This window comes from Pedobacter sp., from assembly GCF_035317785.1.
Lineage (GTDB): Bacteria > Bacteroidota > Bacteroidia > Sphingobacteriales > Sphingobacteriaceae > Pedobacter.
Genome location: NZ_DATHGC010000289.1, coordinates 1 through 14,853 on the forward strand (window position 1 = coordinate 1; position 14,853 = coordinate 14,853).

Genomic DNA, 14,853 nt, shown 5'->3' on the forward strand with positions numbered 1-14,853 from the left:
AACTTAAGAAAAGATGGAAACCCAAAAAGTATAAAATAAAAGAAATACAACTTGTATAACTCCGACAGGAATAACAAATTTGCGTGTATAGTCAATTCAAAATTAAATCAGTAACCTGTATAGCTATAATAGGGTAAGACACTTAGAAGCGCCTTTCTGCGGACTTCCTTCGCTTATGCTGCATACTTTCTGCGGTTAAAGGCACTTTTAACCGCAGAAAGTATGCAGGAAGTCCGCAGAAAGGGTGCAGCAACCGTAAACGAAAGCAGCTTTACCATCAAATGGTAAGCATCCAAAAATAAAAACACCAATGTTCCTGATCGACATGTGCAGCAATTCTTCATGGCTGCAAGGAGAGAAGGAATATTGGTGTTTTTATTTAAGCATCCAATAAACTACCAGACAATTACTTACTCAGTTCGGCAAAATACTTGTGAAACAATGGCAGGGTCTCGATACCTTTATAATAGTTATATATGTCATATTTCTCATTGGGCGAGTGCAATGAATCACTGTCCAAACCAAAGCCAAACAATACAGATTTAATACCCAATGCGCTTTCAAACAAAGCGACAATAGGAATACTGCCTCCACCCCTTGTTGGAATTGGTGCTTTGCCAAAAGAATCTAAAATAGCCTTTTCCGCAGCTTTATAAGCTATGCTGTCTGTAGGCGTCACTACCGGCTCACCGCCATGATGTGAAGTAACTTTAACCTTTACATTGTCGGGGGCTATACTTTCAAAGTGTTTGGTAAAGATCTCAGCGATCTCCTCAGAACTTTGGTTAGGCACCAAACGCATAGAAATTTTAGCATTGGCTTTTGAAGGAAGTACTGTTTTAGCACCCTCTCCTGTATACCCGCTCCAGATCCCGTTGACCTCCAAAGTAGGTCTTGTGCCGGTACGTTCCAAAGTTGAATATCCTTTTTCACCCCATTCAGCAGCAATATCAAGATCAGTTTTATACTCATCCAGATCAAAAGGAGCAGAATTCAATGCCTTTTTCTCTTCGTCTGTCAACTCAATAACCTTATCATAAAAAGCAGGAATGGTAATGTGGTTGTTTTCATCATGCAGAGATGCGATCATCTTACATAGTATAGTAGCCGGATTGGCCACCGCACCGCCGTATACACCAGAGTGCAGGTCACGGTTCGGCCCTACCACTTCCACTTCCATATACGCCAGACCGCGCAGGCCGGTCTCAATAGAGGGGTTCTCCATGCTGATCATCGAAGTATCTGAAATCAATACCACATCTGCTTTCAAACGCTCCACATTTGCATTCACAAAAATGCCAAGATTCGCTGAACCCACTTCTTCCTCACCCTCAATCATGAACTTCACGTTACAAGCCAAAGTATTGGTCTTCATCATCAGTTCAAACGCCTTAACATGCATGTAAAACTGACCTTTATCATCACAGGCTCCACGTGCGTAGATCTTGCCGTCACGCACAGTTGGTTCAAACGGCGGTGTTTTCCACAATTCCAGCGGATCGGCTGGCTGCACGTCATAGTGCCCGTAAATCAAAACTGTTGGTAAGTTCGCGTCAATGATTTTTTCTCCATAGACAATAGGATAGCCCGCTGTCGGGCAGATCTCCACATGATCAGCACCAGCTTCTTTTAGCTTTTCAGCTACATAATCGGCTGTTTTAAGCACATCGCCTTTATATTTTGGGTCTGCACTAACGGATGGAAAGCGTAACAGTTCAAACAGCTCGTCCAAAAAGCGCTGCTTGTTTTCTTCGACATATTTCTTGATCTCTTGCATAACAAATTAGTTTGGACAAACTTATGTAAAACTGCCGAAGTTTCCCTAATCTCAGTCCCCGCTTTCAAAAAAAAGTTACCTTAGCGAGAGAAACCATTCTCAGTTCAGCTATGCAGGAATTTACCAATGATCCTATTGATATTGAAGCCTTACCGAATTATGAGCAGGCACCGCTAAAGGCGTTAAATTCCAAATACTGGAATGTAGTCCTGATCCATATTGGCATTTTTCTGTTTCTGCTGGCTGCAGGTATCGCAGCTCTTCTGGTGTTTAATGCAGAGGCAAAGCAGCACATCATTTTGTTCTCCTCCCTATATATAGTATTCGCGGCCTTGCTGATCACACTTAACAGAGCTGACATCAGCAGAAGGGGCTTTGCGGTACGCGATAAGGACATCATTTATCGCAACGGCATCATTGCCCTGACCACCACTATCGTTCCTTTTTCAAGGATCCAGCACATTGCACTGCATGAAGGTCTTTTTGCAAGGATGTTTGGACTGGGTGCCTTAAATATCTTTACCGCCGGCGGAAGTTCAGGAAGCCTTCACATTCCGGGAATTGAAATTGAAGAGGCCAAACGCATTAAGGAAATGCTGATGAAACAGATCACCAAAACGGCGGAATAAGAATGGATCACGATTTTTCTAAACCCCAAAAGCAATCTGCCGCCGGAATTATCATCATGTTTGCGGACACTTTGCAAAAGGTGATCAGGGCTGCGGCACTTCCTATACTCTTCATCTTTATCAAATCGGGTGGCCAGCATACCTGGACAGTTGTGTCCGGTACAATTGCTTTAATCTTGATTTTAGCGGTGTTTGCCTATATCCGCTATATCAAATTCACTTTTTTCCTGGATGAGGACAAACAAGAGTTCATCATCAACAAAGGGGTTTTCAGCCGGACCACGCTGACCATACAGCTCAATAAAATCCAGCAGGCAAACATCAACCAATCCCTGCTGCAGCAAATGATCGGGGTTTACAGTCTGGATATTGATACTGCGGGAAGCGATAAAAAAGAGGCCAGTATCAAAGCTGTAGACCACACTACCGCTACGCTGCTCAAACAAAAATTGTTGAGCAGAGATACTTTTGCTGCCGAATCCGGTCAACTGGCTGCCGCTGAAACGGAATCAGCAATTGCCCCATTTCTTAAACTCAGCAATTTTACACTTTTAAAAGTCGGGATCACTTCCAATTACGGCGCAAGCATCGCACTGCTCACAGGTTTTATATTTGGTCTGTTTCAGCTGATCAAGGATTACAATTCTGCATTTGAGATTGAAGAAAATCAGCTCAGCCATGCTTTTAGCAAGGGTTTCTCCGTTTTTTCGCTTTGCTTTTTACTCATTGCCGCCCTTATTCTTGTACTGGGCACCAATATCATCCGCACTTTCATCAGGTATTTTGATTTTAAGATCATTAAGCAAAAACGCTCTCTGGCTGTGAGCTCAGGCCTGTTTACCAAGCACAATACCTTGCTGAAGCCTGGCAAAGTGCAACTGAGTGCGTACAGCCAAAACTATTTTCAGAAAAAGCTGGGTATGCTCAATATCAAGGTAAAACAGGCTTCATACAGCAGTGCCGATGAGGAGGACGAAAAGAAATCTGCTGTGGAAATACCGGGCTGTGATGAAATGGAGCGTGATGAGATCTTAAAGATGATATTTGACCGCATTCCAGCCAAGGGCAAGGCATTATTACCCAATTACCGCTTCCTGTTCTTAAGAATCATGCTCTGCATCGTATTGCCATTGCTGGCTGTATTTCTCGTTGGGTTCCTCCTTCTGCCATTGATCAAACCTTACTTTATACTGGCGATACCTTATATATTGATCGTCATTACACTGTTGTATTTTGAATACAAGCACCACAGGCTTTATGCCGGTAATGGTTTTATCATCAAAAGAAGCGGGATCTGGGATATTGAACATGAGATCATCGAGCCGCACAAAATCCAGGCGATAACTGCCAAACAATATTTCTGGCATAAAAAGGCTGATGTGGGACACCTGATCGTACATACGGCAGCGGGCGTAATCCATTTTAAATATGGCAATTACACCCATATCAAAAACCTGGTAAACTACTGGATATACAAGGTGGAATCTTCAAAAGAAGACTGGATGTAGGCAATTTATACCTGCCTGTATTTATCAACATGTTCCAATAAAGCACAGAATTTCTTACTTTTGCCAGATAGCATACTATTCATTCGCATATATTAAACAGCAGGAACGGATTTTGGATTATTTAGCAGGTTTAAACCCCCAACAACGCGCAGCAGTAGAAAACACACAAGGTCCGGCAATGATCGTAGCAGGCGCCGGCTCCGGAAAAACACGTGTCATTACTTACAGGGTGGCCCACCTGATAGAGAAAGGTGTGGATCCTTTTAATATCCTGGTGCTGACCTTTACCAACAAGGCTTCCAAAGATATGCGTGAGCGGATCATGAAAGTGGTGGGCTCTGAAGCCAAAAACATCTGGATGGGCACCTTCCACTCTGTGTTTGCCAAGATCCTGAGGGTTGAGGCCGAAAAGATCGGCTATCCGTCAAACTTTACGATTTATGATACCGACGACAGCAAAAGCCTGATCCGTTCGATATTAAAGGAAATGCAGCTGGACGATAAGCTCTACAATGCAAATTTTGTCTACAACAGGATTTCATCGGCAAAGAACAACCTCATTTCTCATTCTGAATACCTGGAAAGCCCTGAAATACAGTCCGAAGACGTGAGCAACAAGCGTCCTTTGCTGGGTGTGATCTATGAAACCTATACCAAACGCTGCTTTAAAGCGGGCGCAATGGACTTTGATGACCTGCTCTTCAAAACCAACGTTTTGCTGAAAACACATCCTGATGTACTGAATAAATATCAGCAGAAATTTAAATACCTGATGGTAGACGAGTACCAGGATACCAACTTTTCGCAGTATACGATAGTTAAAAAACTCGCTGCGGCCTATCAGAACATTTGCGTGGTGGGTGATGATGCACAAAGTATTTATGCCTTCAGGGGTGCAAACATTCAGAACATCTTAAACTTTGAGCGCGATTATCCTGATCTGCGGGTGTATAAGCTGGAGCAAAATTACCGGTCTACGCAGAATATAGTTGAAGTCGCCAACAGCATCATTGCCAACAACAAGAACCAGCTGGAAAAGAATGTATTTTCTGAAAATGAGCCCGGCGACAGGATAAAAGTTCAGCGTGCTTTTACGGACAATGAGGAAGGAAAACTGGTAGCTGAGGCCATCATCCAGGAACGGACTTCCAAAGGTTACCGACATCATGATTTCGCCATACTTTACCGCACCAATGCCCAGTCGAGGGCTATGGAGGAGGCTTTAAGGAAGCTTAATATCCCATATAAAATCTATGGAGGACTCTCCTTCTATCAGCGCAAGGAGATCAAAGATCTGATTGCCTATTTCCGTCTGACCTTCAATCCGGCGGACGAAGAGGCCATCAAACGGGTGATCAATTATCCGCGCCGCGGACTGGGTGATACCACGGTAGATAAGATCATTGTCGCTGCCGATAAGCACGACATCACCATGTGGCAGGTGATCTGCAATCCCCAGCAGTATATTGAGGGCCGTATTGCCAACCAGCTCAACGATTTTGCGATGATGATCCAGAGTTTTGCAGCTGAATCTAAAAAACTGGATGCTTATGAAACTGCACTCTACATCGCGCAGCATTCCGGGATCTTAAAGGAACTGCATACCGACGACAGTATTGAAGGCCGCAGCAGGTATGAGAACATACAGGAATTGCTGAACGGGATTAAGGAATTTGCGGAACGTGAAGACATTGAAGACCGCAGCCTGGCTATTTTCATGCAGGACATTGCCTTGCTGACCAACGATGACCGTGGTGATGACAAGGACAAAGACACAGTTTCACTGATGACCATACACTCCGCAAAAGGACTGGAGTTTAAAAATGTATTTGTCGTAGGATTGGAAGAAAACCTTTTTCCTTCGCAAATGAGCTTAAACTCCCGCACTGATCTGGAAGAAGAAAGACGTCTTTTTTACGTCGCCATCACCCGTGCAGAGAAAAAACTGACACTGACCTATGCCACATCCCGGTACAGGTGGGGTACGCTGACCAATTGCGAGCCCAGCCGTTTCATACAGGAGATCAACGCACGGTACCTGGAAATAGAAGTCGCAAAACCTGCCAAAAGCGTTTTGGGCAGCGATAGTTTTGATAATGAACGCCGCAGCTGGACACAGGAAAGGGACAGCTTTACCAAGCCTAAACCGGCAATGTCTTCGGGCTCATCAGCTACCGGTACGGGTACAGCAGGCTCTTCGGCCCCGCGGCCAAAGACAAGCAGTCTTTTGCCTAAAGCACATGTACCCAGTCCCGGTTTTGCCCCTGATGCCGCCGGTGCATTTCAAAATGGAATGGATGTAGAGCATGAGAAGTTTGGCTTTGGAAAGATCGTAAGCCTGGAGGGCACTTTGCCGGACGTCAAAGCAACTGTATTTTTCCAGGGTTTGGGCAATAAACAGTTGTTATTAAAATTTGCTAAATTGCGAATTGTGAAATAAGCCTTATATTTGTCAAATCTGTTTATATTTAAACTTGCTATATTGCAGCAGGCCTGCATACTAAGCTTAAAACAGCAATCATAGAAATAACTTGCATGAATTTCGATTATAATACCACTAGAAACGAGCTAATCCTTGCCGAATACGGCCGTAATGTACAAAACATGGTGAAGTACATTATTGAACTTCCAGATCGTGAGGAACGTAATAAATATGCCCAGGCAGTGATAGACCTGATGGGCTTTTTGAACCCGCACCTGCGTGATGTGGCGGATTTCAAACACAAACTATGGGATCACCTGCACATTATATCCGGTTACCAGATCGATGTGGACAGTCCTTATCCTAAACCTACTCCTGAAGCGGCACTGATCAAACCTGATCATATTGGATATCCGCAGCAAAAAATCAAATACAAGCACTACGGTAAAACCGTAGAAGTAATGATCGAAAAGGCTAAGGCAGTAGATGAACCGGAACGCCGTGCATCAATGGTACAGGGCATCGCCAATTTCATGAAAATGTCTTACGTGACCTGGAACAAAGACAGCGTAGCTGATGAAACCATCATCAAAAACCTGCGGGAACTGTCTGGTGGTGAGCTGCAGCTGGATGAAAACGTTAACCTGCATAAAGTTGAGTTCAAACCTGTCCCTGTCCGTCCGCAAAACAACAACAACAACCGCGGAAGAAGCAATAATAACGGCAAAAACAGACAAAACAACAGCAGCAACAACAAGCAGCGCAATAACGGCAAGCAGAGATACTAACACCAATATTTATTAGATCCTTATTATTAATATGAATGCATTTGAAATCATTGGTGGAAAAAAACTGAAAGGTGAAATTCATCCCCAGGGGGCAAAAAATGAAGCTTTGCAGATCATCGCTGCTGTTTTATTGACTGATCAGAAGATCACCATCAGTAATATTCCTGACATTAAGGATGTAAACAAACTGATTGAGCTGCTCGGCGATATGGGCGTAACGGTTGAGCGTCTGTCAAAAGACACTTATTCTTTTGAAGCCAAAAACATCGACCTTAAATTCTTTCTTTCTGATAGTTTTAAGGCAAAAGGGGGCGGCCTGAGAGGATCTATCATGATTGTAGGGCCTCTTTTGGGCCGGTTCGGTACTGCCGCCATTCCTAAACCGGGTGGTGACAAAATAGGAAGAAGAAGACTCGATACCCATTTTTTGGGCTTTGAAAAACTGGGCGCTAAATTTATATACGACTCCAAAAAGGAGTTTTTTAACGTCGATGCCACCAATTTAAAAGGCACTTATATCCTGTTAGATGAGGCTTCAGTGACTGGCACGGCCAACATTGTCATGGCTGCTGTGCTGGCTAAAGGCATCACTACGATCTATAATGCAGCGTGTGAGCCCTACCTGCAGCAATTGTGCAAAATGCTGAACCGCATGGGTGCTAAGATCTCCGGTATAGGTTCCAACCTGCTGACCATTGACGGGGTAGAAAAACTGGGTGGAACAGAACACAGAATGCTGCCTGATATGATCGAAATTGGTTCTTTTATCGGTTTGGCCGCCATGACAGAGTCTGAGATTACTATCAAAAACGTTTGTTATGCTGAATTGGGCATTATACCCAATGTGTTTAGAAAGCTGGGGATCAAGTTTGAACTGAGAGGTGACGACATTTACATTCCTTCACAAAAACATTATGTGATCGAGTCATTTATCGATGGCTCTATGCTTACTATAGCGGATTCTCCATGGCCTGGCTTCACACCGGACCTGCTGAGTATCGTGCTCGTGGTGGCTACCCAGGCCAAAGGAAATGTACTGATCCATCAGAAGATGTTTGAGAGCAGACTGTTTTTTGTAGATAAACTCATCGATATGGGTGCGCAGATCATTCTTTGTGATCCGCACCGGGCTACAGTAAATGGCATCGACAAACAATATAAGCTGAGAGGCATCAGCATGACCTCTCCAGACATCCGTGCCGGGGTTTCCTTACTGATTGCAGCATTATCTGCCGAGGGAAAGTCTACCATCTTCAATATTGAGCAGATTGAGCGCGGATATCAGGACATTGACATCCGCCTGCGTGCATTGGGTGCGCAGATCAAGCGTGTAGAAGCTTCTGCACCAAGCCACTAAGCAGATTCATCACAAAAACATATCTATATGAAAAAAGCCCCGGATCGGGGCTTTCATTGTTTTGGTAGTGGTTTTTGTCTCGGTTTTTATCTTTAAATCAGCCTGAAATGGCATTGATGATGTCGTACTGTGTGATGATCTCAATCTTCCCGCTTACATCTTCCACCAATACTGCACTGTTCTCTTTGTTGATCAGGGCAGAGATCTTGTCTATAGAGGTATTCAGATCTACAAACGGAAATCCGCTGGTCATGATTTCCTCCACCTTTGCCGATTTCAGCGAGGGATTTTCCATCAATGCTTTCAGTATATCTCCTTCGGCCAGTTTGCCTACGACCATCTCCTGCTGTGTTACGGGTATCTGCGAAATATTGAGCATGTGCATGGTATTGATGGCCTCCAGTATGGTCTTTTCACAGTCAATAGTCACAATTTCTGTACTATCCTTTTTGGCAATGATTGCGGCAGCGGTCAATTTTTCGTCTTTCAGGAAGCCTCTTTCCCTGAGCCAGTCTTCATTGTACATCTTGCCCATGTACCTGCTGCCGTGATCATGAAAAATGACTACGACCACATCCTCAGGTTTCAGTTTGCTTTTCAGCTGCAACAGGCCCGCAACTGCAGAACCAGCAGAATTACCCACAAAAATACCTTCCTTCCGAGCAATCTCACGGGTCATCAGTGCTGCATCTTTATCTGTTACCTTTTCAAAAAGGTCAATGGTATCAAAATCAACGTTCTTAGGCAGAAAATCTTCCCCGATCCCCTCTGTAATGTATGGATAGATCTCATTCTTATCCAGAATACCGGTTTCCTTATATTTTTTAAATACAGATCCGTAAGTATCTATTCCCCACACCTTGATATTGGGGTTTTGTTCCTTTAAGTATTTTCCGGTACCCGAGATTGTACCTCCGGTGCCTACCCCTACCACCAAATGAGTGATCTTTCCTTCTGTCTGTTTCCAAATTTCCGGTCCTGTCTGCTCATAATGCGCCTGTGTATTGGCCAGATTATCGTATTGATTGGGTTTCCAGGAATTGGGAACTTCCCGCTCCAGACGTGAAGAAACCGAATAGTATGAGCGCGGATCTTCGGGATCAACATTGGTAGGACATACGATTACCTCCGCGCCAAATGCTCTTAAAGCGTCTACCTTTTCTTTGGATTGCTTATCAGTGGTTGTGAATATGCATTTATAACCCTTCACAATAGCCGCCATGGCAAGTCCCATACCTGTATTTCCAGAAGTTCCCTCTATAATTGTGCCTCCGGGTTTCAGCTTTCCACTGCGTTCTGCATCTTCTATCATTTTCACCGCCATGCGGTCTTTGATAGAATTTCCAGGATTGGTCGTTTCAATCTTGGCCAGTACAGTTGCGGGGATTTCCTTAGTTATACTGTTCAATTTTACCAATGGCGTATTGCCAATGGTCTCCAAAATGTTATTGTACCACATGGACACAAAAATACAAATTGGAGATTGGAATTCTATTTATAATTCAATAATTAAAATATAATATTGAATATGAAGAATAAGCAAAACAATATTTTATTCTAGTACACCAATAGACTTACAAACGATCTATTATATAGGTCTATAAAAAATATTCTAATTCAATTGGTAAACTTTACCTGGCAAAGACACCAGGATCCCCTGCATTTCAAGGCTTAACAAATGCATGGCCAGCTGACTCTGAGGCATCCCGGACTGTATGGACAATTCATCTATCTGGACAGGAGATGCTTTTAACAGCTCAACGATTTTCTGTTCTTCTGCAGATAGACCGAGAGGCATTTGCAGCTGTTCGGTATTTTTATTTTGCTGAACCTCCTCCCAGCCCAGGCAATAGATCAGGTCTTTGGCATTGCTGATCAGCCCTGCCCGGTTTGTTCTGATCAGAAAATTACAGCCCTGCGAACTGGTATCTGTTGTTCTTCCAGGAAAAGCAAACACGTCCCTGTTGTAAGAATTCGCAATCTCTGCGGTGATCAATGCGCCACCTTTAGCTGCCGCCTCTACCACGATTGTGGCATCTGAAAGCCCGGCAATAATGCGGTTGCGCTGGGGGAAATTCTCTTTTATAGGAACTGTATTCAGTGGAAATTCCGTAAGCAGGCCACCATTGCCCAGCATCTTTTGGGCCACAGGCTGGTGCAAGGGTGGATAAATCCGCTCCAGGCCATGTGCCAGAACACCCACCGTAGGAATATTCTGGTAAAGACTTTCTTTATGGGCAGCTACGTCAATGCCGTAGGCCAGCCCGCTGACCACCAAAACATCGTAAGCTGCCAGGGCCTCACAAAGCTGTTTACAGAGCTGCCTTCCATATTCTGTGGCTTTCCGCGTACCTACTATGCTGATGATCCGTTGATGATTTAAGTCTGCATTGCCTTTGTAATATAACAGGACCGGCGCGTCAAAACAATTTCTAAGCCGGTGAGGGTAGGCTTCGTCTGTGTAGAAAAGGACCTGAACACCCTGCTTTTCTATAAATTCCAGCTGTTCATCGGCCAGTTTCAATGCATCACTTTTTAGGATTTCCCCTGCTATGACCTTCCCTATTCCGGGAACCTCCAATAGCTCTGCGAAGTTCGTGTTAAATACTGCCTCGGCAGAACCAAAGTGGTCCAGGAGGTTTTTGGCATGTATGTGCCCTACAGTATTGATAAATGTAAGGGCTATTTTGTGTCTGATACTCATGGGCCAAATTATATAAATCCAGTTGACCAGCGTTAATACTATAACTGAAATAATTTTAAACAGGTAATATTCAAGTATTTAATCACAAACTACAAAAATAGTTTGTAAACTATAAAAATAGTAGTACCTTTAATTAACGTTAATAATTACAGCACAGAATGAGAGAACTAACAAAAGCAGAAGAGCAGGTCATGTTGATTTTATGGGAAATGAAAGAAGGTCTGGTCAAAGATGTAATAGACCGGATGACTCCCCCAAAACCTGCGTACAATACGGTATCGACCGTGATCAGGGTACTGGAAGGCAAAGGGTTCATTGACCATAAAGCCGTCGGCAATACCCATATCTACTTTCCCGTCATCACAGAAGAACAATACAAGCACTTTGCCTTCGACAAGGTCATGAACAATTATTTTGAAAATTCTTACCAGAGCCTGGTTTCTTTCCTGGTGAAAGAAAAGAATATGGACATGGACGAGCTGGATGAACTGATCAAACTGGCGGAAAAACTTAAAAACAAGAAATGATGAACTGGTTATATTATTTACTGGAAGCCAATTTGTACCTGGCCGTATTTTATGGATTTTATTGTTTGTTTTTGCACAAAGAAACGTTCTATTCTTTAAACAGGTTCTATCTCATCATGGCGACCCTGATCGCCTTCAGCATTCCGCTTTTACAAATGGGATACCTGAATAACCTGTTTGGAAGACAGCAATATGTATACACTGTAGTCATTCCATCAAAGATCATCGAAAACGACCTGTCGTTTACCATAAACGATCTTATCATCTATTGTTACTTTATCATAGCAGCCGTTTTTACCCTAAAAATGTGTTACAGTATATATAAGATCATTGTGCTGTCAATTCATGCAAAAAAACAAAAAGCAGGAGCTATCACTTATGTGGAATTGCTTGATTCTGACACGGCGTTCTCTTTCTTTAATCTGTTGTTTTTAAACCCCGATGTAATCGCAAAGAATACCGTTTTGAAGCACGAGATGGTACACATCCGGCAGAAACACAGTTTAGATATCATCTTTTTTGAGCTCATTCAAATCATAGCGTGGTTCAATCCCGCGACCTACTTTATAAAAAAGGACATTAAACTGTTACATGAGTACATCGCCGATGAAGTAACTACAAACACCGACATTCAGAAACATGAATATGCCATGTTTCTGATTCAGAATTCCTTCGGAACTATGCCCAATCAACTTACCAATCAAATATTCAATCAATCAATATTAAAAAGGAGGATTAACATGTTAAACAAAGAAAAGTCAACAGGACGAGCAAGGCTGAAGTTCCTGTTTGCACTGCCAATTGCCGGGGGAATGCTATGTGCGTCCACCATGGCGTTCACAAAAGACTATGCAATAGATTTGTATCCGGAAAAATACGAGTCTGCTAAAGCTGGGTACCAGGAACCTGTGAAGAAAAACACGGCAGTAAAAAAGGTGAAATCTGATAAAAAGGAATCGGCTAAATCAGAAGAAGTTCGAATAACAGCGCCAAAAACAGAGGTGGTTAAATTTCCGCCGCCAATAGTGAAACCAGATGCACCTGAAGCGCCTAAAAAACCGGTATCTGCTAAAAAAATAAAGTTCCCGCCGCCAATAGTCACAAAAGATGTTCCGCCGCCGCCAGCACCTCCCGCACCGGAAGTCAAGGTTATAAAATTTGAGGGTAGGAATACAAAAGAAGAGGTCATTGAGGCAGTAGAAATTGCAGAGCCGAAAAAAGTTTATACCTATTCCATAAAGGAAGCGAAAGCCGTAAATGCGGATATGGAAGGGATTAAACAAGTCAAAACCAATGCGAATAAAGACAAAAACGCAACAAAGACCTTTAGTTACAGCATTGTGGTAAAACCCGAAAAGGAACTTGAAAAAGTCAAATCAGACCTGAAAGAGATAAAACTCGACTACGTGAAAAAAGAAAAAGACGCAGTTAAACCAGTTAAAAAAGACCAACAATAAAAATTCAATTTTACTGAGGGATATAAACCACGTATTTAGTATCAAAAAAGGCTTCCTTAAAGTAAGCTGAAAGCGGATATAGTTCCGCTTTCAGGCGTGATTCGGCAATCTCTTCAGTAAGATCGCCGCCCTTCAGATATAAAATTCCATTGGCAATCGCGTTCCTGGATTCCTTACTGAACTTGCCTTTGATCCAGGGATAAAAATCGACCAGCCTGGTTACCGCTCTTGACACCACAAAATCATACTTATCTGCAACCTGCTCCGCACGCAAATGACTGGTTTTTACATTTTTAAGTCCTAAAGCAGCAGCCACTTCGGTCACCACTTTAATCTTCTTGCCTATAGAATCCACCAGGTGAAACTGCACCTCCGGAAAAAGAATGGCTAAAGGAATACCCGGAAAACCACCGCCTGTTCCCACATCCAGAATCTTTGTACCCGCTTTAAAACCGCAGAATTTTGCAATTCCCAGAGAGTGTAAAATGTGGCGCTCATACAGCTCGTCAATATCCTTCCTGGAGATCACATTGATCTGTGAATTCCAAAAGCTATACAGCTCATATAGCTGGTCGAATTGCCTGACCTGCTGCTCAGTTAACCCCTCAAAATATTTTTGTATCAATGCTGACTTTATTTCCACTGTACTTTTTTAACAAATATAGACACTATGCCATTAAACACGAGAAAAATGAACAACAGGATATCCAGCAAGGGGAACCAGATGCTCAATCCCCCGTAATTCAGGCGTTTTAACAAACGCGGATAAATAAAACACCTGATGATGATGCTCAAAGCAAAGATCCCCAGCGCAATGTACAGGGCTGGTTTAAAGAACATCAGGGCAATTAAGAATGCGTAGAACAGGAACTGGAAAACGATCTGGCAGGAAAGAATGAACTTGTGTTTGCCCTTGTACAGTTTCCCCGCACCAAAATGTCTCTTTTTTTGTTTGAGGTAAGCCCCGAAACTGGTATTTGGTTCGCTCCATACCTGTGTATCTTTATGGATCCGGATTTGCGTGTTGTGTTTGCCGGCATTGGCATTTACAAAAAGATCATCGTCACCGGATGGAATGTGCATGTGTGCCGCAAAGCCTTTATTTTTGAAAAACACTGCTTTTTTGTAGGCCATGTTCCGTCCTACACCCATGTACGGCATGCCTTTGAGGGCAAATGAAAGATAGTTGACTGCAGTAAAGAAAGTCTCAAAACGAATCAGTGCATTTAAAATCCCCCTCCTTTTGAGGTAAGGTGAATATCCCAGGATAAATTCAGTTTGCTCATCTGCAGGCTGCTGCATGCCCTTCAGCCAGTTTGCTGATGCAGGCATACAATCTGCATCTGTGAACACAAGCCATTCATATTGAGCCGCCTTGATCCCCATCGTCACTGCAAATTTCTTGCCCGCGATGAATTTCTCCCCATCTGCGATGTTCACAATTTTAAGGTGCTTATACCGCGTTCCAAAATCCTTCAGCATTTCTTCTGTACCGTCCCATGAACGGTCATTGACCACCACAACTTCATATACCGGGTAATCCTGCTCCAATACAACAGAAAGATATTCTCTGAGGTTCAATGCCTCATTGCGTGCGCAAATGACCACGCTCAAAGGTCTGGCGGCACCAAGGTCGGGTACCTCAATTTTCATCAGCGCAAGCTTCAGATGAACAAACAGGATG

The 14,853-nt window shown here is 43.3% G+C and carries 12 protein-coding genes; 7 read left to right on the forward strand and 5 right to left on the reverse strand.

Features of this window, described 5'->3' with window-relative positions; translation table 11 throughout:
• Nucleotides 1-406: 406 nt before the first annotated feature.
• Nucleotides 407-1,777: a dipeptidase gene (locus VK541_RS17905; protein ID WP_324371731.1), complete on the reverse strand. Its 1,371-nt coding sequence runs from the start codon at nt 1,775-1,777 to the stop codon at nt 407-409.
• Nucleotides 1,778-1,887: 110 nt separating this feature from the next.
• On the opposite strand from VK541_RS17905, the gene VK541_RS17910 reads away from it, so the two are divergent.
• From VK541_RS17910 to murA, 5 genes are all read left to right on the forward strand, one after another.
• On the forward strand, nt 1,888-2,406 hold the full coding sequence (locus VK541_RS17910) for a PH domain-containing protein (RefSeq protein ID WP_324371732.1): 519 nt from the start codon (nt 1,888-1,890) through the stop codon (nt 2,404-2,406).
• 2 nt (nt 2,407-2,408) lie between these two features.
• Nucleotides 2,409-3,914 carry a PH domain-containing protein gene (locus tag VK541_RS17915; protein WP_324371733.1) on the forward strand — a complete coding sequence of 502 codons (1,506 nt, stop codon included), beginning with the start codon at nt 2,409-2,411 and terminating at the stop codon, nt 3,912-3,914.
• 112 nt (nt 3,915-4,026) lie between these two features.
• Nucleotides 4,027-6,354, forward strand: coding sequence for an ATP-dependent helicase (locus tag VK541_RS17920; protein ID WP_324371735.1), 2,328 nt, complete (start codon nt 4,027-4,029; stop codon nt 6,352-6,354).
• A gap of 95 nt (nt 6,355-6,449) precedes the next feature.
• Nucleotides 6,450-7,124: a DUF4290 domain-containing protein gene (locus VK541_RS17925; protein WP_324371736.1), complete on the forward strand. Its 675-nt coding sequence runs from the start codon at nt 6,450-6,452 to the stop codon at nt 7,122-7,124.
• 31 nt (nt 7,125-7,155) lie between these two features.
• Nucleotides 7,156-8,481 carry a UDP-N-acetylglucosamine 1-carboxyvinyltransferase gene (gene murA, locus VK541_RS17930; RefSeq protein WP_324371737.1) on the forward strand — a complete coding sequence of 442 codons (1,326 nt, stop codon included), beginning with the start codon at nt 7,156-7,158 and terminating at the stop codon, nt 8,479-8,481.
• 97 nt (nt 8,482-8,578) lie between these two features.
• On the opposite strand, the gene VK541_RS17935 is transcribed toward murA, so the two are convergent.
• Together VK541_RS17935 and dprA are read right to left on the reverse strand one after the other, a co-directional pair.
• Nucleotides 8,579-9,940, reverse strand: a complete 1,362-nt coding sequence (locus tag VK541_RS17935; protein WP_324371738.1) for a pyridoxal-phosphate dependent enzyme — start codon at nt 9,938-9,940, stop codon at nt 8,579-8,581.
• 153 nt (nt 9,941-10,093) lie between these two features.
• Nucleotides 10,094-11,185 (reverse strand): DNA-processing protein DprA, encoded by a 1,092-nt coding sequence (gene dprA / locus VK541_RS17940; protein ID WP_324371739.1) that lies wholly within the window; start codon nt 11,183-11,185, stop codon nt 10,094-10,096.
• 158 nt (nt 11,186-11,343) lie between these two features.
• Here dprA and VK541_RS17945 point away from each other — a divergent pair, with 158 nt between their 5' ends.
• Nucleotides 11,344-11,712 carry a BlaI/MecI/CopY family transcriptional regulator gene (locus VK541_RS17945; protein ID WP_324371741.1) on the forward strand — a complete coding sequence of 123 codons (369 nt, stop codon included), beginning with the start codon at nt 11,344-11,346 and terminating at the stop codon, nt 11,710-11,712.
• Nucleotides 11,709-13,169 (forward strand): M56 family metallopeptidase, encoded by a 1,461-nt coding sequence (locus VK541_RS17950; RefSeq protein WP_324371743.1) that lies wholly within the window; start codon nt 11,709-11,711, stop codon nt 13,167-13,169. Before VK541_RS17945 ends, VK541_RS17950 begins: the two co-directional genes overlap by 4 nt.
• Nucleotides 13,170-13,179: 10 nt before the next feature.
• Here VK541_RS17950 and rsmG read toward each other — a convergent pair whose 3' ends face one another.
• Together rsmG and VK541_RS17960 are read right to left on the reverse strand one after the other, a co-directional pair.
• A complete protein-coding gene (rsmG, locus tag VK541_RS17955; protein WP_324371745.1) occupies nt 13,180-13,812 on the reverse strand; it encodes a 16S rRNA (guanine(527)-N(7))-methyltransferase RsmG in 633 nt (210 codons plus the stop codon).
• Entirely contained in the window at nt 13,803-14,822 is a 1,020-nt protein-coding gene (locus tag VK541_RS17960; RefSeq protein ID WP_324371747.1) for a glycosyltransferase, read from the reverse strand. Before VK541_RS17960 ends, rsmG begins: the two co-directional genes overlap by 10 nt.
• Nucleotides 14,823-14,853: the final 31 nt, after the last annotated feature.

Excerpts from the sequence above, each read along its gene's own strand:
- VK541_RS17945 (WP_324371741.1), top strand. The coding sequence starts at position 11,344 with ATGAGAGAACTAACAAAAGCAGAAGAGCAGGTCATGTTGATTTTATGG.
- VK541_RS17905 (WP_324371731.1), bottom strand. The coding sequence starts at position 1,777 with ATGCAAGAGATCAAGAAATATGTCGAAGAAAACAAGCAGCGCTTTTTG.
- VK541_RS17915 (WP_324371733.1), top strand. The coding sequence starts at position 2,409 with ATGGATCACGATTTTTCTAAACCCCAAAAGCAATCTGCCGCCGGAATT.
- murA (WP_324371737.1), top strand. The coding sequence starts at position 7,156 with ATGAATGCATTTGAAATCATTGGTGGAAAAAAACTGAAAGGTGAAATT.
- dprA (WP_324371739.1), bottom strand. The coding sequence starts at position 11,185 with ATGAGTATCAGACACAAAATAGCCCTTACATTTATCAATACTGTAGGG.
- VK541_RS17910 (WP_324371732.1), top strand. The coding sequence starts at position 1,888 with ATGCAGGAATTTACCAATGATCCTATTGATATTGAAGCCTTACCGAAT.
- VK541_RS17925 (WP_324371736.1), top strand. The coding sequence starts at position 6,450 with ATGAATTTCGATTATAATACCACTAGAAACGAGCTAATCCTTGCCGAA.
- VK541_RS17950 (WP_324371743.1), top strand. The coding sequence starts at position 11,709 with ATGATGAACTGGTTATATTATTTACTGGAAGCCAATTTGTACCTGGCC.
- VK541_RS17935 (WP_324371738.1), bottom strand. The coding sequence starts at position 9,940 with ATGTGGTACAATAACATTTTGGAGACCATTGGCAATACGCCATTGGTA.
- VK541_RS17960 (WP_324371747.1), bottom strand. The coding sequence starts at position 14,822 with ATGAAAATTGAGGTACCCGACCTTGGTGCCGCCAGACCTTTGAGCGTG.